The following is a 25,430-nucleotide window of genomic DNA, read 5'->3' as shown; positions in this document are numbered from 1 at the left end:
TCATATTAAAACTTAAGATAAAAAGGAGTCGGTTCACAATGTATCAACCAAAAGATTCTTCCCAATCACCGCGTTTTTCTGGAATTCGAACATTTATGAGATTAGAACTTCTTCCAACAACAGATTCTGTTGATTTTGTTGTGGTTGGTGTACCTTTTGATACAGCAGCCACAAACCGAGTGGGGGCACGTTACGGCCCGCAGCATATTCGTAATTTTTCTGTTTTATTAAGACCTTATAATCCTGATCAGGATATTAATATTTTTGATTATTGCTCTGGTGTGGATTACGGTGATATTGATATTGTTCCTGGTAATGTGCTGAGAACGTATGACAGAATGCAGCAAGGATTAAAACCGATTTTAGATAAAGGAGTTGTGCCGATTATTTTAGGAGGAGACCATTCCATTTCATTAGGAAATTTACGTGCTTTTCATGAAAAATATGGCCCGGTTGCATTGGTTCATTTTGATTCACATGGTGATACGTGGGATCATTATTATGGTGAAAAATATACACACGGAACACCATTCCGTCGTGCAGTTGAGGAAGGGTTACTAGATGTGGATCATTCCATTCAAATCGGAATGCGCGGTCCTTTATATGGTCCAGGTGATATCCAGGATGCTAAAGACTTAGGCTTTGAAGTAATCACGATGAGTGAAACAAGGAAGCTCGGTCAAGAAGAGGTCATTCGTCGTATTCACGAACGAGTAGGAAAAGATCGACCTGTTTTTGTAACCTTTGATATTGATTTTGTGGACCCTGCTTATGCACCTGGTACTGGTACGCCAGAGGTGGCAGGTCCAACGAGTCACGAAGCATTAGAATATGTGAGAGCACTTGACGGTCTTAATTTAGTTGGATTTGATCTTGTTGAAGTGCTTCCTGCCTATGATCATGGAGAAATCACTGCTGCATTGGCATCAGCTGTAGCATTTGAGATGATTAGCTTAGTTGCGTTAAAAAAACGAAGATTAGCAGAAGGAGCTTCAGAAGAACAAGTAGAGGTGAATAACGGGATTTGGAAATGAAAATGAGGATAGAATGAAGACTAATAGTGGTATAATGAATGAACGAAACTGTTTTAAGGAGTAATTCATCATGACCAATCTATTACCTTCCTCTTTAATCCATCAGCCACAGTGGAGGATCATTGATCAATCAAGCCTGGGACCGCAATTTGATGCGAAGCACTCGTTTGCAATTGACGACACTTTGTGTGCAAGTGTTGGAAAAAATGAGTCACCAGCAACGGTGAGAACGTGGGTGCATCATAAAACGATTGTGCTGGGAATACAAGATACCAAGCTTCCATATTTAGAGGAAGGTGTACAATTTCTCAAAAACCAAGGATATCATGTGATTGTTCGAAATTCTGGAGGCCTTGCAGTTGTATTAGACAAGGATGTATTAAATATATCGCTTATTTTTCCTGATAGTGAAAAAGGAATTGATATTGATCGCGGCTATGATGCGATGCTTGATTTAATTAAACTGATGCTGAAAAAATACGATGCCAATATTGAAGCACGTGAAATTGTTGGCTCTTATTGTCCTGGCAGCTATGATTTAAGTATAAACGGTAAGAAATTTGCAGGAATATCGCAAAGAAGACTGCGCGGTGGAGTTGCTGTTCAGATTTATCTTTGTGTAACAGGGAGCGGCGAAGAAAGAGCTGACCTTATTCGTCAGTTTTATGAGCTTTCTTTAAGAAATGAACAAACGAAGTTTACGTTTCCAGTGATTAAACCGGAAACGATGTCTTCACTTAGTGATTTACTTCAAGTAGAGCTAACGGTTGAAAAGATGTTGTATGAACTGCTACTTACGTTGAAGGAACATAGTCAGGAGCTAATTTCATCTTCTCTTACAGTGGATGAGCAGCTTCTATTTCAACAAAATTTGGTGCGAATGATCGATCGCAATGAAAAAGTATTTAAGAGTTAGCTGACTTACTCAGCTAACTCTTTTTCGTATGCATCTAGTTTTTCTAGTATTCTTCTTTTCCGGTACAACATAATTGCTGTTTCTGATAAATCGTGAATCATAGAGCGATTTGTTAGTGCCCCGAATACGATGCCTGCGATTGGAACCATTTGAAGTAGTTTTTTCCACCCAAATTGATCGCGGTATGTGTAAACAACCTCACGCCAGCCTTGAAGCTGTGAAATCATTTCATTATTTGTGCTTTCACTTCGTTTGTAGAATGATGATAATTCATTTAATATCGCCTGTTTTCCAACAATATCGGCAGAAGAAAACTGAAGGCATTTTACAATGAAAATCCGTTCCTCGCGTTTACTAGGATCATATCCATATGTGATTGCTATTTCTTGAAGCGTTTTTAAGGAAAGACCGAGTAGAACAGGAATATCAATGGCGAGGGTGAAAATTCCGCCAACCCCTGTTGTAGCTCCTTGAATGGTCGCGAGCTTGCTTCGATTTGACTTTAACTCTGCGCCTACTTCATCCATCGTTGAGAGGGGAAGAGTGGAAATGTCGGTAAGTGTTAAAGCTTCGTTACCAGCCTTCTTTCTCAGCTTTCCTAACACAAGTTTTTCCTGTGTTAAATATTGTCCACCTGTTTGGACGAATTGCCCTAATTCATCTAAAAGAACACCAATCTTTTTTTGAATAAAAGCTGGAGTGATTTTATCTAATAGCTTAAAAGGAAGGCGACCAATTCGCTCCCAAAACCAAACCCCTTTTTGATCCTGCTCCCATTTTTCAATGATCTTTAATTCTGATTGCAGCCAATATTGATTTTCCATGTTAAACCAACCTTTTCACTTGATATGATCACTATATACGAATGAAGATTCAATAGAGTTTCATGAAAGTTTTATAAAATGTAAAAAGACGTGGTTATCACGTCTTCAACTAGAACTATTCAGCCATTTTCTCTAAATTTCCATTGCGATCCATTTTAAATGTAGTTGGCACTGTGCGGTCTTCTTCATCAAATAGAACAAGCTTTCTCGCGCGGTTCATGATTTTCATTAATGTTTCATAGTCTTCTTGAACGGTAACGGTGTCTTGTTCTAATCTGTTCACTTTCTTTTGTAGTTCATCATTTTGTGAAGAAAGCTCTTGAACTTCACGCTTTAAACGAAGGTTTTCACTTTTTAATGCTTCTGATTGAACGCTGCTTGTTTTATAAGACTGCAAGAATGCAATAACTGAATCCATTGTTAATCTATTAGTTGTAGCTTGAGTTTGGTGGGTGGCAACAGGTTGTTTTACTGGTGCTGGTTGTGCTTGTTTTGTAAATGATGTTGATACATCTTCATCTGCAGGCATTACCTCTGCCATATGGCTTTCTAAAGCAGACATTGACATCATTGATTGCTCTTCTTGTTCATCGAAATCTTCTATATCTCCAGAAGGAGAATCTGGTGTATAAAGTAATTGCTTTTTAACAGGTTGTCCTTTTCCTAAAGCTCTCATTCTTTGTTTACGTTGTTTTTTCGCTAGTTGCAATGCTTTTTCATAGTCGTGACGAACTACAGCATTCCAGCGGAACCCACATGCAGCAGAAGTACGATTTAACTTATCTCCAACTTCTTCAAATGCATTTAACTGTGTGCTGCCTTCACGAACATGTCGTAAAACGGTTTCGGCTAGTAATAAATCATTCTCTTCTGACCATGCGTCTTGTCTTTGTTTCATAAATGTCCAACTCCCTATGTGAAATAAATATTGTTTACTATTAACTGTTACTAAGCATGGACAAGAATGACTTGTTTTATACAATTTTCTTAAGAGGATAGTAGATTTTTTCAAAAACAAATAAATATCCCTGTAAATTGCTGTGAAAATTGGTGACTATCTTTCATTTTTATAATCTACTATAACCATTTTTACTCATGTTTATAAAATGAAATGGAAAATGCAACCGCAGGAGGAAATGAAATATGACAAGAGCCTAGCTTCAGCGTACTTGCATCACAGGTCGAATCAAGGTAAAATGTCTCTTAGTGAAAAAACGGTAGAATTGTACCGTTCGAATAGAAGGGACTGGATAATCGATGGCAAATGAATTTCGAATTTGTGATGATTGTCAAGCAACAAACATTAAAACACTCATACCAAAATTAAAAAAAATAGATTCAGAAGCTACAATAGACATTGCATGTCAATCTTACTGTGGACCAGGCAGAAAAAAAGCATTCGCCTTTGTTAACAACCGTCCACTAGCTGCACTAACAGAAGACGAACTCATCGAAAAGATCGAAAAGAAATTGGGAAAATAACATCACCTTGTGTTAAATGCATGGTGATGTTTTTGTTTGGGGACTGGGTTTTGTGGTGCCTGTCACTCCCCGAAGTTTGTCGAACGGATTTCCGAATTATGGGTGGGATTGTCGAATGGAACCCGATATAATAGATGATGTAGTGATGAGAGAAAGATTAGGTATTAGTGATTAAGTTAGAACGGAAGTGGAAGACAATGAAAAATAGAAAGTTGTCTGAAGAAAAGGTATTTAAGGATCCCGTTCACCGCTATATTCATGTACGTGATAAGCTCATTTGGGATCTGATCGGTACGAAGGAATTTCAGCGTTTAAGAAGAATACGTCAATTAGGGACAACCTATCTAACCTTTCATGGTGCTGAGCATAGTCGATTTAACCATTCATTAGGTGTTTATGAAATTGTGCGCAGAATCGTTGATGATGTTTTTAAAGGAAGACCGGAATGGGATGATGAAGAAAGGCTGTTATGCCTTTGTGCGGCTTTATTACATGATTTAGGTCATGGTCCGTTTTCTCACTCATTCGAAAAGGTATTCCACCTTGATCATGAAGATTTTACTCAGATGATTATACTAGGAGATACTGAGGTAAACTCAGTGTTAAAAGAAGTGGAAGAAGATTTTCCTAAAAAGGTCGCAGAGGTTATTGCCAAAACCTATGAAAAGAAACAGGTTGTTAGTTTAATATCTAGCCAGATTGATGCTGATCGTATGGATTATCTGCAACGTGATGCTTATTACACTGGTGTTAGCTATGGCCACTTTGATATGGAACGGATTTTACGGGTAATGAGACCGCGTGAGGATCAGGTTGTCATTAAAAGCAGTGGTATGCATGCCGTTGAAGATTACATTATGAGCCGATATCAAATGTATTGGCAGGTGTATTTTCACCCGGTTACGCGCAGTGCTGAAGTGATTTTAACCAAAATCCTTCATCGTGCAAAACAACTCCACCAAGAGTTTTATACCTTCAAACATGATCCTATTCATTTTTATTCCTTATTTGAAGAAGAGCTAACTCTTCAGGATTACTTAAAGCTGGATGAATCCATTATTTTGTATTATTTCCAAGCTTGGCAAGATGAAGACGATCTTATATTACGTGACTTATGCTGTCGTTTTATGAACCGTCAGCTCTTTAAATATGTGGAGTTCAATCCAAATGTCCAAATGATGACACTAATGGAGCTTACAACTCTATTTAAAAAGGCTGGAATTGATCCGGAGTACTATCTTGTAGTAGATTCCTCCTCAGATCTGCCTTATGATTTTTACCGTCCAGGTGAAGAAGAGGAACGGTTACCTATTCATTTATTAATGTCTAACGGTGATTTGCGAGAATTATCAAGAGAATCAGAGATTGTGGATGCTATTTCTGGAAAAAGAAGAACGGACCATAAATTATATTTTCCATTGGACTTATTAGAAGACTTTTCAACGAAAAAAGCTGCTAAGAAGAAGATTCTTGAGTTACTGAACTTAGATAAAAAGAAAGAGGAATGATCACGTCCTCATCTTGAGACTAAACATAAATTTTTTAACGATGAAACAAAGAAAGAGTTAGGAGATGACGGGGCATTGATGAAAGAACATGCAAAGCTGATGAAGGTTATTTCATCTGCTGGGGAAATCATTGGTCGGAAAAAACTGCAAAAAATGATTTATATTGCAAAAAAGATTGATCTGCCTTTTTATGAAAAATACAATTTCCACTTTTACGGACCATATTCAGAAGAGCTTACTTTACGAATTGAAGAGCTTTGCAACCTAGGCTTTTTAGAGGAAGTTCATGAAAAAAAGGGTGGATATTTTCAATACAGATATTCCTTAACAGATACAGGAAGTGAATTTCTCGGACACTATGACCTGGACATGCCACCACTCAAGGAATGTATGCTAAACTTAAATGAACAAAGTTCTCGCTTTTTAGAATTAGTCTCAACCGTTTTATACTTTGAAGGACTAACAGAAGAAGAAGTGAAGGAAAAAGTATTCACGCTAAAAAGCAAGCAGCGCTATACAGAAGAAGAAATCGCTGATGCATATGAATATATTAAATCGATTAAAAACCTTGTGAAAAATGAGGCCGTCAAAAATTAATATTTTTGGCGGTTTTTTTATCATCTATTAACGGGCGTGTCTTTTTCATTTTAGGCTAAATATAGTATACTTTAGTCGAACATCTAGTATGTAACATGTTAAGCTAGAAGAATAATGAATCCTCAAGATCTTTCATATAATAGAGTGATTCCTACATACTTTAAAAACCAAAGGGGTTAAAAATGAACGACTTTAGTAGCTTTTTAGCGTTTCCGTTAGAAGTGTTTCCATATGTAATCATTACACTTATGGTGGCTTTTACTCTCCATGAATTTGCTCATGCCTATGTGGCTTATAAATTCGGTGATCCGACGGCAGAGCGGCAGGGGAGATTAACACTAAATCCACTGGCCCATTTAGATCCATTTGGTACGATCCTTATTTTTATAGCAGGATTCGGTTGGGCAAGACCTGTTCCGGTAAATCGTTACTTTTTCAAACGTCCACGCCTGGCAGGTGTGTTGGTTTCCATCGCTGGTCCGTTAAGTAACTTGGTGCTTGCTTTTATAGGAACAGCCATTTGGTATATATTATTAACAACGAATGCTGTTTCTGCACTGCCAGACAATATGGTAACAAGCCTTGAACAGTTTTTTAATATTTTTGTGTCTCTTAATGTGATTTTATTTATTTTTAATTTGCTTCCGTTTCCACCACTGGATGGATACAGAATTATCGAAGATTTAGCACCAACACATATCCGCTCAAAGATGACACAGTATGAGAGCTATGGAATCATTATTTTCTTAATCCTTGTGATTACACCATTAGATGCGTATATTATTCAACCAATATTTGAAGTAGGAAGAGCAATCGTGATGAACACATTCCACTTTTTGCTTAGTCCTTTATTGTAAAAACAAGTTAGGAGGTCCAATATGGAAGAAAAAAAGAAAAAAAGCATTGGCTTTAATATTATAAAAAGTGACCCTACAGACGGTCATGGCGGCTATGGCGTTGGAGCGCTTAGCCTTGATAATGTTTCACCAGTTTTTGTTGATATCGAAGAAGGAGAAGCCTTTGTTGATATCGGTGCAATGCATGCGAGAAGTGTTGTGGAAAAGGGAATTAAGTTCCTTAAAACGAAAGAAGAAGTACCGAATGGCAAACCATATTGGTTAGTGTGGGTGACCATTGACCGCAAAACAGAAGGTCCTTATTATGCAGGAGTAACTGCATGTGAAATGACGGTCGACCGTAGCATTAGAAGAGGATACAAATCTCTTCCAGAGCATGTAAACCGCATGGATAAATCAATCAAACGCCATATCATCGTTGATCACATGGATGACCGTTCAAAAGAAATTCTTACAGATTTTCTGAAAAAACATGACCCAAATATGTGGGAGAATTCTGAGCAAAAGTTAAAGGACAATTTGAACACAGCTCATTAAATTTGTCCAAAGTGTGAAAATTACGTGAACAAATAAGTAAATTCTTGTGGTTCACTGGGAAAATTAGTAGACTAGATATACAGTTATAAAACTAGGACATAAAAAACCCCGAGCGACTTGTTTGCTCGGGGTTTTTTATTTATTTTATAGATGACTGGTGATATCAGCAATTTTAGGAATATCCGCGATTCTCAGATTTCGCCATCGATTATAAGCACCTCAGTCTAGCCGTCGTTATCTAATCCCACCACTTAAAGTACTTATCAAACCAGCCTTCTTTTTTCTGCTCCTCAGGCTTTTGTTCTTTATCCAAACCATTCAACTCATCGATATGTTCTTCACAATATTGAGTAGGTTCAGTGCCTGCAATAAAGTAGGTTAATCTGCGAACGGGGCAGTCCTTTGTAGCGAGCTTACCGCTAGCTGGATTAATATACACGCCAACCACTCCATCAGGTGGACGGAATGCTTTCACAGACTGTTTGTCGAGAGCTTCTTCCATAAAGGTGGACCAAATCGTTTTTGCGTAGCTACGTTCTTGGACAAGGTCGATTGTTTTGCCTTTATCATACCCTGTCCAGACACCTGTGACGAGTTGTGGAGCCATTCCAATCATCCAGCTGTCTGTTGAGGTTGTACCAGATTTTCCGGCATAATCTCTTGTTAAGGAATCAGCGATGCTGTGTCCAGTGACAGATGTGTAATCATTAATAGAAGTATCAAACATTCCTTTCATCATATGAGTCGTAACAAAAGCAGCTTGCTCATTAAGGACTTGTTCTTTCTCGCGATCTGCTTTGTAAATGACCTCACCTTGTGCATCCTCAATTTTTGTAATAAAGGTCGGTTCTATTTTTTTGCCACCGTTACCGAGAATTCCATAAGCATTTACAATATCTAGGAGACGAACAGGTGATGTTCCTAGTGCTGCAGACGGATTTTCCTTGATTTTTGTTGAAAGTCCCATTAATTCACCTGTTTTGATTAGTTCCTCCATGCCAATGAACATATGAGTTTTTACCGCAAAAACATTATCAGAAAGAGCGATTGCCTGGAGCATCGTAATAAAGTCATTGGCATAATAATCGTTATAATTACTCGGTTTATAGGTCGCTTTTCCATCATCATAGGAAAAAGAAGTTGGCTCACTTTTCATTTCTGTTGCCGGAGTGAAGCCTTTCATGATCGCTGAGTAATAGAGCAAAGGCTTAATGGTTGAGCCGGGCTGCCTTTTTGCTTGGATGGCACGATTGAATGGACTTTCTTCATAATTACGGCCACCGATTAATGCTTTAACATAGCCTGTTTTAGGATCAATTGCAACCATCCCTGTTTGGATGTCAGATTCTTTGGATATGGTTTCTGCAACAATTTCCTCGGCTTTTTCCTGCATGTTTACATCTAGTGTTGTATAAATCTTTAAGCCTTGTGTTTGTACAGCCTGAACGTCTAAATCTAGTTTATCTGACAGCTCACTCATGGCCGCATCCTGAAAATAACCTGCAAATCCTTTTTCAACTTTTTCCGTCTTTGTTTTATAAACGAGTTCCGTTGAAACGGCCTCTTGTAATTGCTTCTCAGTAAGATAGCCTTCATTTTGCATCGTATGTAAAATAACATGCTGTCTTTCTTCGGCTTTCTCGCGGTTCACATAAGGAGAGTATAAATTAGGTCCTTTCGGAATACCGGCAAGTAAAGCAGCTTCAGGAAGTGTTAGTTCACTTGCGTTTTTGCCAAAATAGTAATTTGACGCGGCCTGAATTCCATAAACACCATGTCCATAATAAATCGTATTTAAATAACCCTCTAGGATATTATCTTTGCTATAATTCTGCTCCAACCGAATGGTATAGAGAGCTTCATTTGCTTTTCGTTGCCATGTTTTTTCATGCTTTAGAAAAAGATTTCGCGCATATTGCTGTGTAATAGTACTAGCTCCCTGGACCTTTGCCATTGCTTTTAAATCAGCCAAAGCTGCACCAGCTATCCGCTTATAGTCAAATCCGTTATGTTCATAAAAGCTTTGGTCCTCAATGGAAATGGTCGCATTTATAACATGTTGAGATATATCGTCAAGATTAACCCAATATCGTTTTTGTCCATTATGTAATTCTCCTATTTTTGATCCATCATTTGCATAAATAATCGTTGATTGTGGAACGGATAAAGAAGGAGGTCCTTGCCATTTTGCGTATAAAACAATACTTAATATAACTGTCGACAAAAAGACAAGTAATAACAAACTAATAAATGTTATGGCACGTAATGTCTTTAATGTGATTTTAATTCGTTTCGGTGTAATCACATCCATCATGCTCACCTCCTCTACAAGTATTGATTTTTCGAATGAGCATACTGTTAGCCATTATGGGATTTTTTCCGACTTTTTAAACATTTTGAAAAAAAGTCATAGATTTTTTCCTCAATATCTGCTAGATTCATCTATAGTTTGAAGGACAGGGGGACAGGTTCTGTGTCCCATAAAAATGGGACACAGAACCTGTCCCCTTGTTCCAATTTGAAAGGATGGTTTTACATGAGTGAATTATGGTACACAGAGAAACAAACGAAGAATTTTGGGATTACATTAAAAGTGAAGCAAACGTTACATACAGAGCAAACAGATTTTCAATATTTAGAAATGGTTGAAACAGAAGAGTTCGGCAACATGCTATTTCTTGATGGAATGGTTATGACGTCTCAAAAGGACGAATTCGTATACCACGAAATGGTTGCGCATGTTCCTTTATTTACACACCCAAACCCTGAGAACGTATTAGTTGTTGGTGGTGGAGACGGTGGCGTTATTCGCGAAGTTCTTAAGCACCCACAAGTGAAGAAAGCAACACTTGTTGATATTGATGGAAAAGTAATTGAGTACTCAAAAAAATTCCTTCCTGAAATTGCAGGAAAACTTGACGATCCACGTGTAGAGGTAAAAGTGGGCGACGGCTTCATGCATATTGCTGAAAGCGAAAATGAATATGACGTAATCATGGTTGATTCTACAGAACCAATGGGACCTGCCGTAAACTTATTTACAAAAGGCTTCTATGCTGGTATTTCAAAAGCACTTAAAGAGGATGGTGTTTTCGTTGCGCAAACGGACAACCCTTGGTTCACACCAGAATTAATTACAAATGTTCAACGTGACGTAAAAGAAATCTTCCCAATCACACGTCTATACACAGCGAACATCCCAACATATCCAAGTGGATTATGGACATTCACAATTGGTTCTAAAAAATACGATCCACTTGAAGTCAGTGAAGAGCGTTTTCACGAAATCGAAACAAAATACTACACGAAAGAACTTCACAAAGCGTGCTTTGTTTTACCGAAGTTTGTTAGCGACTTAATTAAATAAAAAAGACAAAGTGAGGGTAAAGCCTCACTTTTTTTAAGAACGGAGGAAAAACTCAATGAAATTTGATGAAGCCTATTCAGGTAATGTTTTTATTAAAAGTCATCCAAGCTATGAAGAAAGTGAAGCTGTAATTTACGGGATGCCAATGGACTGGACAGTAAGCTACCGCCCAGGTTCACGCTTTGGCCCGTCTCGTATTCGTGAAGTATCAATCGGACTTGAAGAATACAGCCCATATTTAGATAAAGAGCTTGAAGAAGTAAAATACTTCGATGCTGGTGACATCCCACTGCCTTTCGGAAACCCGCAAAAAAGCATTGATATGATTGAGGAATATATCGATCAGTTACTTGCAGACGGAAAATACCCACTAGGCATGGGTGGAGAGCATCTAGTTTCTTGGCCTGTGATGAAAGCTATGTACAAAAAGTACCCAGATCTTGCGATTATTCACTTTGATGCCCATACAGATCTTCGTGATGATTATGAAGGTGAGCCTTTATCACATTCAACACCAATCAAAAAAATTGCAGATCACATCGGACCAACAAATGTTTACTCGTTCGGAATTCGCTCTGGTATGAAAGAAGAGTTCCGTTGGGCAAAAGAAGTGGGCATGCACATCTCGAAGTTTGAAGTACTTGAGCCATTAAAAAAAGTTTTACCAACCCTTGCAGGTCGTCCGGTTTACTTAACAATTGACATTGATGTCCTTGACCCTGCACATGCACCGGGGACAGGTACCGTGGACGCTGGTGGTATCACATCAAAAGAACTTTTAGCATCTATTCATGAAATTGCTCATTCAGATGTACGTGTTGTTGGTTCAGATTTAGTTGAGGTTGCGCCAATTTATGATCATTCTGAGCAAACAGCAAACACAGCGAGTAAAATTATTAGAGAAATGATTCTTGGTCTAGTGCAGAAAAAAGGGTAAGAAGAGAGAGGCCCTATATTTTTTACGGGTTCTGTTTACTGTCGTCATTGGACGGTAAAATGTATAGCTAATGGGCACGGCACCGCGAAATGCGGTGCTTTTTGTATGTAATAATGGTCCGTGAACGCTTTTAATTTTAAAAACATTTTGGAATAGGTTTGATTTATAAATACGTATGGTTTTCAAGCAAAGAAGCAATAAAAGCATCCGTAAAAGGTAAATACGAATGCTTTTAGCAAGATAGGTAGGAGAAAACCATCCGATAAACCTAAAAAAAGGTAAAAAGGACGATAAAGGTGAAAGGATATGTAAGAAATATCCACTTTCGTATGATTTTCAAGCAAAGAAGCAATAAAAGCATGCGTAAAGGGTAAATACGAATGCTTCTAGCAAGATAGGTAGGAGAAAACCATTCGAAAAACCCAAAAAAAGGTAAAAAAGACGATAAAGGTGAAAGGATATGTAAGAAATATCCATTTCTGTATGGTTTCCAAGCAAAAAAGCGATAAAAGCATGCGTAAAGGGTAAATACGAATGCTTCTAGCAAGATAGGCAGGATAAAACCATTCGTAAAGCCTAAAAAAAAGTAAAAAAGACGATAAAGGTGAAAGGGTATGTAAGAAATATCCATTTCCGTATGATTTTCAAGCAAAGAAGCGATAAAAGCATGCATAAAAGGAAATGCGAACCCTTTTAGGCAGAATAGTTTTTTTGCTAAGTCCGAAGTTAGGAAAAAGTATATTAAGAGACATTAAACGATCCCATTACGATGCTTTCAGGCTGGTAGCTGAAATAATCTTAACCTTTGTAACACAGCGGATATAAATGTAATATCCTAACTGTTTACAAAAACCTGTCAACAGGATTTTAAGGACAAAAATTTGGTGTAAAATCCATTTTTTAAATATTTATAGGAAATTATTCATAGTAAAGCGGAAGGTCTATTTTTTCTATGAAGCACCTGATAGAGTCTGAAAAATGATATGACCTTTAACCTATTAAAACATCATAAAATCTAATATTGTTAAATTCTCCCTTAATTATGACAAAAAAACACATGATACGATATGTTCGTCAGCAAGCAGTTGATAAGGGAGGATGAAACATATGAAAAAGAAAATCATATTGTCAGTCGTAGCAGGTGCAGCATTATTAATGGCAAATCCAATCGTTGATAAAGCTGATGCGGCTTCAAACACTACACAATCAAAAGTTTACTATTATCAATCTGGTAATGTTGATATGGAGCGCATTAATGCTCTGCTACAAAAATATTATAGTCAATTTAAAATTCAACAACCAACACAACAACCAGAAACAACTACTAAGGAAGAACCAACAAAAGTAGAGCAGAAGCCAACAACTCAAGAGCCTGATACTCAACAACCAACAGCTGAGCAGCCAACGACTCAGGAACCTACTACTCAACAGCCGACTACACAGCAACCAGCTCAAACAGAACAAACAACTGAGCAAGCTAGCTACCAGCTAAGTCAATACGAGCAGCAAGTAGTAGATTTAACAAACCAAGAACGTGCAAAACAAGGTCTACCAGCTTTAAAAGTTGATTTCACACTAAGCAAAGTAGCCCGTGAGAAATCATTAGACATGCAAAAAAATAACTACTTTTCACATACAAGCCCAACATACGGCTCACCGTTTGATATGATGAAGAAATTTGGCGTAACATACCGTACAGCAGGCGAAAACATCGCAAAAGGCCAACGCACTCCACAAGAAGTTGTAAACGCGTGGATGAACAGCTCAGGCCACCGTGCAAACATCCTAAGTTCAAACTTTACTCACATTGGGGTAGGTTATGTAGCGGAAGGTAACTATTGGACTCAGCAGTTTATTGGGAAATAAGTTAAGAGAAGCAGCCAGCATTAGCTGGTTGTTTTTTTGTGGTCTTCCAACTCGTTCGACAAACTTCGGGAAGTGACAGGCACCGAATTTTTCTCTCTTGCGTAGTTGCAATGTGTTCTTTATACTATTAAAGTTAAAGGAGAATGATGGAAAGGGAGTGTCTACATGTCAGAAAGCACGCCTATTAGAATCCATGTGTTGTCGGAGATCCAGAATCAACATGATGATGATAAAGAAACGATTGAGGTTTCAACAACAGGTGAATACTTTTTAAAGGGGAAAACCATTTATCTCCGTTATGATGAAACTCATGAACTCGGATCTGTCAAAACAACTGTGAAAATTGCTGATCGTGAGGTTATGGTTATGCGATCTGGTGCGGTTACGATGAAACAGCGTTTTATCGAAGATGAGGTAACACTAACCGATTATGGTACACCATTTGGCAAGCTTCAATTAGAAACATATACAAAATCACTAACAAAAGAAAAAACAGAGCTTGAAGATAAGCTCGTTATTTTATATGATTTGCAAATAGATGAAAATGAAAAGCATGTACATAAACTGATGATTACCTATAAGGAGGAGTATCAATGAATATCGTTGAGCAAGTCAAAGAACGGTTAAAAGATGAAATCAAAGCTTCCGTTTTAAAAGCTGGTTTAGCTGAAGAAGCGCAAATTCCAGATGTATTATTAGAACTTCCAAAGGAAAAGGCACATGGAGATTATTCAACAAACATGGCGATGCAACTTGCACGTGTAGCGAAAAAGGCACCACGCGCGATTGCAGAAGCAATTGTTGAAAACTTCGATAAAGAAAAAGGTTCAATTGAAAAAATTGAAATTGCTGGCCCTGGGTTCATTAACTTTTACATGAATAACAGCTACCTTTCAGACTTAATTCCAAACATCCTAAAGGCTGGCGAAAGCTACGGTGAAATAAACGTAGGAAACAAAGAAAAAGTTCAAGTAGAGTTTGTTTCTGCAAATCCAACAGGCGACCTTCACTTAGGTCATGCACGTGGAGCTGCTGTAGGTGATTCATTATGTAACGTATTAGCAAAAGCTGGGTACGATGTATCTCGTGAGTACTACATTAATGATGCCGGAAACCAAATTAACAACTTAGCTCTTTCAGTAGAAGCGCGTTACTTCCAAGCACTAGGTAAGGATACAGAAATGCCTGAGGATGGCTACCATGGGGAAGACATTGTTGGCATCGGAAAAAAGCTTGCTGAAGAGCACGGTGATAAATTCGTTGAGCAATCAAGTGACGAGCGCTTAAGCTTTTTTAGAGAATACGGATTAAAATACGAAATGGCAAAGCTAAAAGCTGACTTAGAAGAATTCCGTGTGCCATTTGATGTGTGGTACTCAGAAACATCTCTTTATCACAACGGAAAAATTGATAATGCCCTTGCTGCGTTAAGAGAAAAGGGCCACATCTATGAAGAAGATGGTGCAACATGGTTCCGTTCAACAACATTCGGTGATGACAAAGACCGCGTTTTAATTAAAAATGACGGCTCTTACACATATTTAACACCAGACCTTGCTTATCACAAGGACAAGCTTGACCGTGGCTTTACAAAGCTAATCAACGTATGGGGAGCAGACCACCACGGCTACATTCCTCGTATGAAGGCAGCAATTGAAGCACTAGGCTATGGCAAGGATACTCTTGAAGTAGAAATCATTCAGCTTGTTCATCTTTACAAAAACGGTGAAAAAATGAAGATGAGTAAACGTACAGGTAAAGCTGTTACTATGCGTGATTTGATTGAAGAAGTAGGTCTTGATGCCGTACGTTACTTCTTCGCGATGAGAAGTGCCGATACACATATGGACTTTGACCTTGATCTTGCTGTCTCAAAATCAAACGAAAACCCTGTATACTACGCACAATATGCTCATGCACGTATTTGCAGCATGCTGCGCCAAGGGGAAGAACAGGGATTATCATTTGAAGATAACCTAAAATTAGATGAAATTTCATCAGAAAAAGAATTTGACTTACTGAAAAAACTAGGCGAATTCCCACAAGCAGTAGCGGAAGCAGCTCAAAAACGTATTCCGCACCGCATTACAAATTACATTTATGACCTAGCATCAACACTTCACAGCTTCTACAACGCTGAAAAAGTGCTGGATCCTGAAAACACAGAAAAAAGCCGCGCAAGACTAGGCCTAATGAAAGCAACACAAGTTACATTACAAAATGCATTGACGATCATAGGTGTTTCTGCACCTGAAAAGATGTAAAAAAAGAAATCTGCCTCAGATGAGAGTTGCTCATCTGAGGTTTTTTGTGGGATCGCGGATAAAATCCCAGCATCGCGGATAAGGGTTCGGAAATCGCGGATAAAATCCCAGCATCGCGGATAACGGTTCGGAAATCGCGGATAAGGGTTCGGAAATCGCGGATAAAATCTCAGCATCACGGATAAATGCCCGAAATAGATGATACCCCCTCCAAAAGCACAAGAACCCCCTCAGCTTGCCTAAAGCAAAGCTGAGGGGGCTCATTTTTACCACTGAATCGTATAATTCGAACTCATATTAGGAGTAGACCAAGTATTATTACCATTAGGCTCCCATGCTTTTGCACTTCCATTTGAGCCGACGATTACAGCTTTAAATTCATAGTAACGATTAGCTGCAATATTTGCTGTTCCACGCCAGTCTTTATTTGTGTTATCCCAGGTTAGTTTGATCATGTCTCCATCAGGATTGTTCCACATTCCCATTTCCCAGCGGTTCCCTGTCACATAAACAGTATCCCCGTATGCGGTTGGAGCATTTTTAACGATAAAATTAACTTTAATCGGCTGTAGAGCTAAAATATCTCGAAAGCGGTCCATTTCAGCAGTTTTTGTTCCATTAGACTGAACGACATTTGCTAATCGAAGCAAAGTGAAACCGCTGAAGCCTTCATTGAATAGGTGCTGTGCTGTATTTCGGTAGCGAGACTCACTATAGCTAGCATCAGAGCTAGAGATAGCCAGTGCATTCTCGCCGTTAAGCACGATTCCTCTTTGTGTTGCCAAATTCGCAATTTGAGTAACAAGAGCCTTCGGTGCTGAGTAATACGGGCTTGTAAATTCTTGACTGTTGTCCATCTCTAAGCATGTAAAAGTAAGATGTAGATTACTAGCTTTGAACTGATCAAGTATGCTTGCATAGTTGTAATAACCAGCTGAGTATTCAGCAGCATGTGGCATCGAAGGGTCATTCATTTTCCAGTGGATTCCGGCAATTTTGGCGCCGACTGGAACACCAAATGTAGCATCAAAATTTTCATGAGCCTTCTGACTAATTAAGGTAAGATGTTTAATTAAAACATTTTGATACCACGTCATAAAATCTTTTCCATATTGACTATTATAGGCAGCACCTGAGGAGAAGAAGTTATCTCCATCTGAAGGTGGATTTACCTGATTCCATGAAGTAAGATTTGTTTTCCAAGCAGTATTTAAGTTTGTTAACGTACTATACTTAGCTTGCATATTCGTTCGGAAGTCACTTTTCGCTGTATCTGTATATGCTTGCAGTTTTCCTCTTGAGGGGTAGGACCAACCGTCACTTGATACATAGGATGGAAATCTTAATTCACCCGCAGGTCCACCACTTAAGTAGATTTTTATAATAATATCTTTATAGTCTGAGAAATTTTGCGAGAATGATTCATACAATTCGTCATATTGTGTTGAGATTACACCCGTTGCCCATGGAGATAATGTTTCTTTGTTTACATAGCCGGTTTCAGATTTATGAGTAAGTGTATCAGTAGAGGCTAAATTCCAAACCCAGCTTGGTATCGGAATATTGCAATCATCACCAACATTGCCACCACATTGATGTGTAGAGATGATCGGAACCCATTTAAGTCCTGATTCTCTTACAGTTTGTGCATATTGACGATAATAGGACCAATCAAATTGATTATTGCCGTTTTTTTCAACATCACCCCACCAAACATCAGTTGTTAAAGCATATACCCCATTGCTTTTTAAAGTAGCCAACTGCTTTGCAAAATCACTCCAGTTTGTGATTTTCGTAAGTGGTGCCATTACGTATGTTTTATAATCTGATTTGATGTCTGCGCTTGCTGAGGTTGAAAAGAGAGAAGACACGGTGAGAAGAATAATGAGCAAACTAATTCCAAACCTTTTGAAAAATTGACACATATTACATCCTCCTTTGTTGTACAACGGTTTTATTTTAAGCGCTTACACAACCGTTTATTTGCGCAACCGATTGCACAGAATGAAATGTAAGAGCACCGCTGTAGCATAAAGGATAACCCAGATCATACATATAAATCAAGTGAAAACGTTATCATTTTTAATAGGAAAATGGCACTACCATTCTATAGTAGCGCCACCAATCCGCTTAACTCCTCTAATCTTCGCAACATCCTCACAAAGCTTCAATGCTGCTCTATCCTTTTGCTTCGCTTCAATCATCAAATCAACGTCAACATTCAGTTCTTTCAACCCTTTTAATAACGGCATTAAAAACTCAGCATCAACATAATCAGCATGACTACGAAATTCCTTCTCAGACTTTGGAGAGGAAACATGTATTTTTGGGTGTATACCGACCCAATCCCACGTATCAAAAATAGTAGGAAGCAGTTCTACGAAATCCTCATCATCATCTTTATTTGCCATGTAGTGATGATAATCAAATAAAAGGGGAATCTTCTCTTTTTGACAAATTGCCAATGTTTCTGACGTTGTATAGGTTTTATCATCATTTTCAAGAGTCATTCTTCTTTTTATGTGTCCAGGCAGTTTCTTAATATTTTCATGAAATCGCTCTGTAGCCTTTGTCTTATCACCGTAAGCTCCGCCGACATGGATGTTAATAATGGCTTCATCTGCAAGTCCCATCGCATCCAATAAGTCATAATGATAGGTCATATCGCCAACTGCATTTTCTGTAATATGCTTTTTATCACTTGTAAACAGTGTGAATTGATTTGGATGAAAACTCGTCCGCAGCTTATACTTTTTCACTAAGTCTCCAATTTCAGTGAGCAGATCTTTAAAAGGTGTTTTATAATCCCAAAGTACCTCAGGATGAGTGGCAAGCGGAACAATCGATGATGACATCCTGTATACCATTATTTCGTGGGCAATATTGTAGTGCATCATTCGTAATGTGTGTTCTAGATTTTGCTTCGTTACAAACAATAATTGATCGTGCCGTTCTTGTTCATCGAGCTTTTTCCATCTTGTGAATGTTAATGATTTGGCTGGTGAACAATCCCATAGAGAAAGAGCATGTGACACATAGCCGAACCGAATAATCATGATCTCCCTCCTAAAGTTGTGATTTTAGCGCCAAAGTGCCTGCGAGGGCCTCACCCTGACTCTAATGAATTACAAAAAATGTGACACCAACGTAGCAAACTTTTCCTTTCCTTTTTCAAAAAAAGATCGGCTTTGGTATGCCTGATAGGTTAACAACTCTGAACGACCAAAATCACCTTGAACAAATTTCTTTACCTCTTGAATGAATTCGCGGTCATAAATAAGGCAGTTCATTTCGTCGTTTAAATAAAAGCTTCTTTTATCAAAGTTTGCTGTTCCGATGTCACAAAGATGATCGTCAATCATAATCATTTTTGCGTGAAAGAAGCCATGGTAATATCGATAAATTTCACATCCTGCAAGTAAAAGAGGGCCAAAGTAAGGGAATGAAGCCTCTTTTACAAGGGGATGATCCTTTCGCATCGGCACCATTATTCTGACTTGCACACCTCTTGATGTGGCAGCTAATAGCTCGTCTAATATTTCTTTACCTGGAATGAAATAAGGCGAGCAAATTAAAATTTCCTTATTAGCATTCTGAATAAATGAAATAAAGTGTTTTTTTAGATTTTCTCCATATGTAGAAATGAACAGATGCTCACTCTTACCAGAAGGCAGGGTAGGGTAGTACTCGAGATTTTCTACATCATCCTCACCAGTAGAGTCGTACCAATCCTTTAAAAATTGTTTCTGTAAATCAGCTGTACCTTCACCAGTTATTTTTAGATGAAAATCTCTCCAATACCCTAACTTTGGGTCATTTCCAAGATACTCTTTTCCGATATTAAAGCCGCCTAAATAAGAGGTTTTACCATCTAAAACTGTAATTTTTCGATGATTTCTAGCTTGTAGGGTATAAAAAAGATAGGGAAACTTAGGTTTATGGCTAAAAGCAAGACGTACACCCTTGTCTTTTAGAGCTTGAATCCTTTTTTTCGTAAGCTTCGAGCTACCTACATAGTCAAGTAAAAGGCGCACTTCGACACCTTGACTCGCTCTTTCACCCAAAATCGTTAAAAACTCATGACTGATCTCATCATTTTTCACAATGAAGAATAGCACATGAATACTTTTTGTACTATTTTTAATGCTCTCAAAAAGATCTTTATATAAAGTATCTCCATCTGTAATAAGGGTAATATCACTTTTACGTTGAGGAAATTGCGTGTACTTGCTTGTTGCCAGATGACTTCTTCTACCAAGGTGATAATCAATCGTCCACCAACTAATAATTGCCACTATGATAAAGCAAATAATGAATACGATGTTCAAACGCCATCCTCCTAGCAGCACATAGATTTTATGAATGTAAATATTAGTAATCAGCAAGTTCTATTTATCTTGAGCATTTTTAACTGTTTTTATGTAATTAGATACAGGACGTAAAACTTCTTATGGTTGATTGTAGCGAAAGATGCGAGACTCCTGCGGGAGCACCGCACGCCCCGCGGAAAGCGAGCAATCTGTAGCGGAAATCAACCATTTACTAAAACATGGTATAAACCAACTAAGTTTAAAGATTATTTGAAGAATATTTAAAAAGTTCAAGAATACATTGTACAACCACCATTTATAAATACACATCAAAAATATATTGACTGAATGCTCATTCATTTATTATCATAGAGATATAAGTAAATTCAGAAAACAAGAAACTGACTGTTGTGCAAAGGGGAAAAACAGACTGTAACAATTGGGAGATTGGGGGAAACAACATGGGCGCATTACTTTGGGTAAATTTACTTGCATTTTTAATTGTAACCGCTTACGCATTCCATCTTTTCATCTACTTAATTCGTACAAGAATGGCTTATATTAAGCTAGGCAAAAAAGTTGAATTTGATGGAAAGGTAAAAGAAAGATTAGAAAAAATTTGGGTGAATGTGTTTGGACAGAAAAAGCTCTTAAAAGATAAGAAGAGTGGAATCATTCATGTGATGTTTTTCTATGGCTTTATTCTTGTTCAATTTGGTGCCATTGATTTTATTATTAAAGGCTTAGTACCAGGTGCACATCTGCCGCTTGGACCGCTGTATCCGGCATTTACGTTTTTCCAAGAAATTATCACCTTTATGATTTTAGTTGCCGTAGTTTGGGCGTTTCACCGTCGTTATGTGGAGAAGCTTGTTCGCCTAAAACGAGGATTTAAATCAGGACTAGTATTACTTTTTATTGGTGGTTTAATGCTATCCGTATTGCTTGGGAACGGAATGGGCTTAATCTGGCATGATCATGATCTAACATGGTCTGAGCCACTTGCCTCATCATTTGCTTTTTTACTGAGCTTTGTAGGTGAAACAGGATCAATTGTTATTTTCTATATTGCATGGTGGATCCATTTACTTTTCTTATTAACGTTCTTAGTGTATGTACCACAATCAAAGCATGCGCATTTAATTGCCGGGCCTGCGAATGTGTACTTTAACCGTACATCAAACCCCGGTAAACTTGAAAAAATTGATTTCGAAGATGAAACACAAGAATCATTCGGGGTTGGCAAAATTGAAGACTTTACACAACCACAGTTAATTGATTTATATGCATGTGTTGAATGTGGGCGCTGTACAAATATGTGTCCGGCGACAGGGACAGGGAAAATACTTTCTCCGATGGACCTGATCATTAAGCTGCGTGACCATTTAACCTTTACAGGAGCAGCTGTTACACAAAAACAACCATGGGTGCCGGCTGTAGCATTCAGTGGCACAAAAGGAAATCAAATTGCAATGATGGCAGCTAGCTCAGGTGCGCAAGAAACGGCAGCAACTGGCTATAGTGCTTCATTAATCGGTGATGTGATTACAGAAGAAGAAATTTGGGCTTGTACAACGTGCCGTAACTGTGAAGATCAATGTCCGGTTATGAATGAGCATGTTGATAAAATCATTGATATGCGCCGTTATCTAGTGCTAACAGAAGGAAAAATGGATGCAGATGCTCAGCGTGCAATGACAAACATTGAACGCCAAGGAAATCCTTGGGGACTTAACCGTAAAGAGCGTGAAACATGGCGTGAAGCACGCGAAGATGTACACGTTCCAACGGTAAAAGAAATGAGCAAATCAGGAGAAGAGTTTGAATACTTATTTTGGGTTGGCTCAATGGGCTCTTACGATAACCGCAGTCAAAAAATTGCTTTATCTTTTGCAAAACTTCTTAACGAAGCTGGAGTTAAATTTGCGATTCTTGGTAACAAAGAGAAAAACTCAGGAGATACACCGCGTCGCCTTGGGAATGAATTTTTATTCCAGGAGCTTGCAACGAAAAATATTGATGAGTTTGTAAAAAATGATGTGAAAAAGATCGTCACAATCGATCCACATGCTTATAATATCTTTAAAAATGAATACCCGGATTTCGGGTTAGAAGCAGAGGTTTATCACCATACAGAATTGCTTGCAGAGCTAGTGGCTTCTGGAAGACTGAAACCAAGCCTTCCTGTTAATGAAACCATTACATTCCACGATTCTTGTTACCTAGGAAGATACAATGAAGTGTATGATGCACCACGTAATATTTTAAAAGCAATTCCTGGTGTGAAGCTCATTGAAATGGAGCGTAATCGTGAAAAAGGAATGTGCTGTGGAGCTGGTGGAGGCTTAATGTGGACAGAAGAAGATACAGGAAGCCGCATTAACGTTGCGAGAACAGAGCAAGCATTAGCTGTGAATCCATCGGTGATTAGCTCAGGCTGTCCGTATTGCTTAACGATGTTAAGTGATGGAACAAAAGCAAAAGAAGTAGAAGAAACGGTTAGCACATATGATGTTGCTGAGCTTCTAGAAAAGTCGATATTTGGCGAACAAAAAGAGCTAGTTTCATAGTCATTTTCAAAGAAAAGTAAGATAAAATGGAAAGAGGGGAATTTCCCCTCTTTATCTCTGAAGAAAAATTGAGCGAGCGTTCAGTCACTATTTGTAAGCGTTTACTAATTTTAATTTACATACATTGCAAAGGGGAGAGGAACATGGCAAAAACCGTTATTTTAAGTGGAGTCAGAACACCTGTGGGGAAATTTGGTGGAGCTCTTTCAACATTAACAGCGTCAGAGCTTGGGGGAATCGCCATAAAGGAGGCGTTAACAAGAGCAAGTGTTCAGCCTGAAGAAGTCCAAGAAGTGATTATCGGAAATGTTCTGCAAGGAGGACAAGGGCAAATTCCATCGCGTCAAGCGGCCCGTGCGGCAAACCTGCCATGGAATGTAAAAACAGAAACAGTAAATAAGGTTTGTGCATCTGGACTAAGAAGCGTCACAATGGCAGATCAAATCATTCGTGCCGGAGACGAGGGAGTGATTGTAGCCGGAGGCATGGAATCAATGAGCAATGCACCCTATATGATGCCAAAAGCAAGATGGGGATTTCGTATGGGTGATCATGCTGTGAAGGATTTAATGATTTATGATGGATTAACATGTAGCTTTACTGGTGTTCACATGGGCACATACGGTAACAGCACATCAAAAGAGCTTGAAATCACCCGACAACAGCAGGATGAGTGGGCATTAAGAAGCCATCAGCGCACGGTTGCTGCTCAGGAAGCGGGAATTTTAGGTGAAGAAATAGTTGCTGTTGAAGTACCACAGCGTAAAGGAGACCCAATTGTGGTCGACAAAGATGAAGCACCACGTAAAGACACATCAATAGAAAGATTAGCAAAGCTGAACCCTGTTTTTGATCATGATGGAACGATCACAGCAGGTAATGCGCCAGGAATTAATGACGGAGCAGCAGCTCTTGTGTTAATGAGTGATGAAAGGGCGAAAAGTGAAGGCAGAGAGCCTCTTGCAACCATTCTTGCTCATTCAGCAATAGCTGTTGAAGCTGAAGATTTTCCTAAAACCCCGGGACTTGTCATTAATGAGCTATTAAGCAAAACGGGTAAAACCGTTGAAGATATCGATTTATTTGAAATCAATGAAGCATTTGCAACCGTTGCATTAGCCGCAAACCAAATTGCCGGTCTTGATCCGGAAAAGGTAAATGTAAACGGTGGGGCTGTTGCAATTGGTCACCCAATCGGTGCAAGTGGAGCAAGAATTCTCATCACCTTAATTCATGAACTAAAACGCAGAGGCGGCGGTATCGGCATCGCAGCTATCTGCAGCGGCGGCGGCCAAGGCGACGCCATCATGATTGAAGTTTAACCCATTAATAATTAGAGCAATCGGGCACTCCCCGATTGCCTCAATTCTCACCTCTGACATCTCACCTCAGCACACTAAACAGAATTAGAAATTAAAAACTATATTTCCGTTAGATAAAACATACAGAAATCAACCCATATTTAAAGAGGAGGCCCCATATGAATATTCAAAAAATCATGGTTATCGGTGCCGGACAAATGGGCTCAGGCATTGCCCAAGTATGTGCCATGGCAGGCTTTCAAGTGATACTTCATGACATGAAACAGGAAATCGCTGAAAAAGGTTTAAATTCCATTCAAAAGCAATTACAAAGGCAAGTGGAAAAGGGAAAGCTTTCTGAGCAGGATAAAGATGAAACTCTAAAGAGACTAACACCTTCTAATTCGATTGAAGATGCCAAAGAAGTTGATTTCATTATCGAGGCTGTGATTGAAAAAATGGAAGTGAAAACAACACTATTCCAGCAACTCGATACTCTTGCACCAGAGGGGGTTATTTTGGCAACAAACACTTCTTCCTTACCAATTACAGAAATTGCCGCATCTACAAAACGACCCGATCGCGTAATCGGCATGCACTTTATGAATCCTGTTCCTGTTATGAAGCTGGTTGAAATTATCCGCGGGCTTGCTACTTCTGATGAAGTTTATCAGCAAATTGAAGATCTTACGAAAAAATTAAATAAAACACCTGTTGAAGTAAAAGACTTCCCAGGCTTCGTTTCCAACCGTATTTTAATGCCGATGATCAATGAAGCGATTTTTACTGTGTATGAAGGAGTGGCAGAGCCGGAAGCAGTTGATGAAGTGATGAAACTTGGTATGAATCATCCAATGGGTCCGTTAACTTTAGCAGACTTCATTGGACTAGACACATGCTTATACATTATGGAAACACTCCACGAAGGCTTTGGGGATGATAAATACCGTCCATGTCCATTGTTACGGAAGTATGTGAAAGCAGGCTGGCTTGGAAAAAAAACTGGTAGAGGGTTTTATCAGTATTCCTAATTTTCGGTAGAAACATAGGATTTTAATTT

General features: G+C 38.6%; 21 protein-coding genes. 15 read left to right on the top strand and 6 right to left on the bottom strand.

All coding sequences use genetic code 11. The features are described 5' to 3' along the window. Positions 1-38 precede the first annotated feature (38 nt). Both speB (LPC09_RS24620) and LPC09_RS24615 read left to right on the top strand, forming a co-directional pair. On the top strand, positions 39-1,034 hold the full coding sequence (gene speB, locus LPC09_RS24620; protein WP_098795384.1) for an agmatinase: 996 nt from the start codon (positions 39-41) through the stop codon (positions 1,032-1,034). Positions 1,035-1,104: 70 nt separating this feature from the next. Beyond that, positions 1,105-1,950, top strand: a complete 846-nt coding sequence (locus tag LPC09_RS24615) for an octanoyl-[GcvH]:protein N-octanoyltransferase (protein ID WP_098795385.1) — start codon at positions 1,105-1,107, stop codon at positions 1,948-1,950. Positions 1,951-1,955: 5 nt separating this feature from the next. Here LPC09_RS24615 and LPC09_RS24610 read toward each other — a convergent pair whose 3' ends face one another. Continuing rightward, positions 1,956-2,774 (bottom strand): EcsC family protein, encoded by an 819-nt coding sequence (locus LPC09_RS24610; protein ID WP_098795386.1) that lies wholly within the window; start codon positions 2,772-2,774, stop codon positions 1,956-1,958. Between the two features lie 115 nt (positions 2,775-2,889). After that, positions 2,890-3,672 carry an RsfA family transcriptional regulator gene (locus LPC09_RS24605; protein ID WP_098795387.1) on the bottom strand — a complete coding sequence of 261 codons (783 nt, stop codon included), beginning with the start codon at positions 3,670-3,672 and terminating at the stop codon, positions 2,890-2,892. A 359-nt stretch (positions 3,673-4,031) separates the two neighbouring features. Here LPC09_RS24605 and LPC09_RS24600 point away from each other — a divergent pair, with 359 nt between their 5' ends. From LPC09_RS24600 to LPC09_RS24580, 5 genes are all read left to right on the top strand, one after another. Next, a complete protein-coding gene (locus LPC09_RS24600; protein WP_098795388.1) occupies positions 4,032-4,256 on the top strand; it encodes a YuzB family protein in 225 nt (74 codons plus the stop codon). Positions 4,257-4,453: 197 nt separating this feature from the next. After that, positions 4,454-5,764 (top strand): HD domain-containing protein, encoded by a 1,311-nt coding sequence (locus LPC09_RS24595; protein WP_098795389.1) that lies wholly within the window; start codon positions 4,454-4,456, stop codon positions 5,762-5,764. A gap of 75 nt (positions 5,765-5,839) precedes the next feature. Beyond that, a complete protein-coding gene (locus LPC09_RS24590) occupies positions 5,840-6,361 on the top strand; it encodes a YwgA family protein (RefSeq protein WP_098795390.1) in 522 nt (173 codons plus the stop codon). A gap of 182 nt (positions 6,362-6,543) precedes the next feature. Next, positions 6,544-7,218, top strand: coding sequence for a site-2 protease family protein (locus tag LPC09_RS24585; RefSeq protein WP_098795391.1), 675 nt, complete (start codon positions 6,544-6,546; stop codon positions 7,216-7,218). Between the two features lie 21 nt (positions 7,219-7,239). Beyond that, entirely contained in the window at positions 7,240-7,755 is a 516-nt protein-coding gene (locus LPC09_RS24580) for a YwhD family protein (RefSeq protein ID WP_231308663.1), read from the top strand. A gap of 238 nt (positions 7,756-7,993) precedes the next feature. Here LPC09_RS24580 and LPC09_RS24575 read toward each other — a convergent pair whose 3' ends face one another. Further along, positions 7,994-10,066, bottom strand: a complete 2,073-nt coding sequence (locus LPC09_RS24575) for a transglycosylase domain-containing protein (protein ID WP_231308662.1) — start codon at positions 10,064-10,066, stop codon at positions 7,994-7,996. A gap of 225 nt (positions 10,067-10,291) precedes the next feature. On the opposite strand from LPC09_RS24575, the gene speE reads away from it, so the two are divergent. The 5 genes from speE (at position 10,292) to argS (ending at position 16,189) form a co-directional block, all read left to right on the top strand. Beyond that, positions 10,292-11,122 carry a spermidine synthase gene (speE, locus tag LPC09_RS24570; RefSeq protein ID WP_098795394.1) on the top strand — a complete coding sequence of 277 codons (831 nt, stop codon included), beginning with the start codon at positions 10,292-10,294 and terminating at the stop codon, positions 11,120-11,122. Positions 11,123-11,177: 55 nt separating this feature from the next. Continuing rightward, on the top strand, positions 11,178-12,059 hold the full coding sequence (gene speB, locus LPC09_RS24565; RefSeq protein WP_098795395.1) for an agmatinase: 882 nt from the start codon (positions 11,178-11,180) through the stop codon (positions 12,057-12,059). A 1,107-nt stretch (positions 12,060-13,166) separates the two neighbouring features. After that, positions 13,167-13,925 (top strand): CAP domain-containing protein, encoded by a 759-nt coding sequence (locus LPC09_RS24560; RefSeq protein WP_231308661.1) that lies wholly within the window; start codon positions 13,167-13,169, stop codon positions 13,923-13,925. 165 nt (positions 13,926-14,090) lie between these two features. Then, positions 14,091-14,522, top strand: coding sequence for a YwiB family protein (locus LPC09_RS24555; protein WP_098795397.1), 432 nt, complete (start codon positions 14,091-14,093; stop codon positions 14,520-14,522). Next, a complete protein-coding gene (gene argS, locus LPC09_RS24550; RefSeq protein ID WP_231308660.1) occupies positions 14,519-16,189 on the top strand; it encodes an arginine--tRNA ligase in 1,671 nt (556 codons plus the stop codon). Before LPC09_RS24555 ends, argS begins: the two co-directional genes overlap by 4 nt. Before the next feature lie 266 nt (positions 16,190-16,455). Here argS and LPC09_RS24545 read toward each other — a convergent pair whose 3' ends face one another. From LPC09_RS24545 to cls, 3 genes are all read right to left on the bottom strand, one after another. After that, the gene (locus tag LPC09_RS24545; RefSeq protein ID WP_098795399.1) at positions 16,456-18,114 is read right to left on the bottom strand and encodes a family 14 glycosylhydrolase; all 1,659 of its coding nucleotides are present in this window, start codon (positions 18,112-18,114) and stop codon (positions 16,456-16,458) included. A gap of 174 nt (positions 18,115-18,288) precedes the next feature. After that, positions 18,289-19,245, bottom strand: coding sequence for a UV DNA damage repair endonuclease UvsE (uvsE, locus tag LPC09_RS24540; protein WP_098795400.1), 957 nt, complete (start codon positions 19,243-19,245; stop codon positions 18,289-18,291). Positions 19,246-19,314: 69 nt separating this feature from the next. Continuing rightward, positions 19,315-20,517, bottom strand: a complete 1,203-nt coding sequence (gene cls / locus LPC09_RS24535; protein ID WP_098795401.1) for a cardiolipin synthase — start codon at positions 20,515-20,517, stop codon at positions 19,315-19,317. Positions 20,518-20,960: 443 nt separating this feature from the next. Between cls and LPC09_RS24530 the strand changes: the two genes are divergently transcribed. The 3 genes from LPC09_RS24530 to LPC09_RS24520 all read left to right on the top strand — a co-directional run bounded on the left by LPC09_RS24530 (position 20,961) and on the right by LPC09_RS24520 (position 25,401). Then, a complete protein-coding gene (locus LPC09_RS24530) occupies positions 20,961-23,069 on the top strand; it encodes a (Fe-S)-binding protein (protein WP_098795402.1) in 2,109 nt (702 codons plus the stop codon). 143 nt (positions 23,070-23,212) lie between these two features. After that, entirely contained in the window at positions 23,213-24,391 is a 1,179-nt protein-coding gene (locus tag LPC09_RS24525) for an acetyl-CoA C-acetyltransferase (RefSeq protein WP_231308659.1), read from the top strand. 158 nt (positions 24,392-24,549) lie between these two features. Continuing rightward, positions 24,550-25,401 (top strand): 3-hydroxybutyryl-CoA dehydrogenase, encoded by an 852-nt coding sequence (locus LPC09_RS24520; RefSeq protein WP_098795404.1) that lies wholly within the window; start codon positions 24,550-24,552, stop codon positions 25,399-25,401. The last annotated feature ends 29 nt before the right edge of the window (positions 25,402-25,430 follow it).

This window comes from Metabacillus sp. B2-18, assembly GCF_021117275.1.
Lineage (GTDB): Bacteria > Bacillota > Bacilli > Bacillales > Bacillaceae > Metabacillus.
This window is presented reverse-complemented; position numbering and strand designations above follow the sequence as displayed.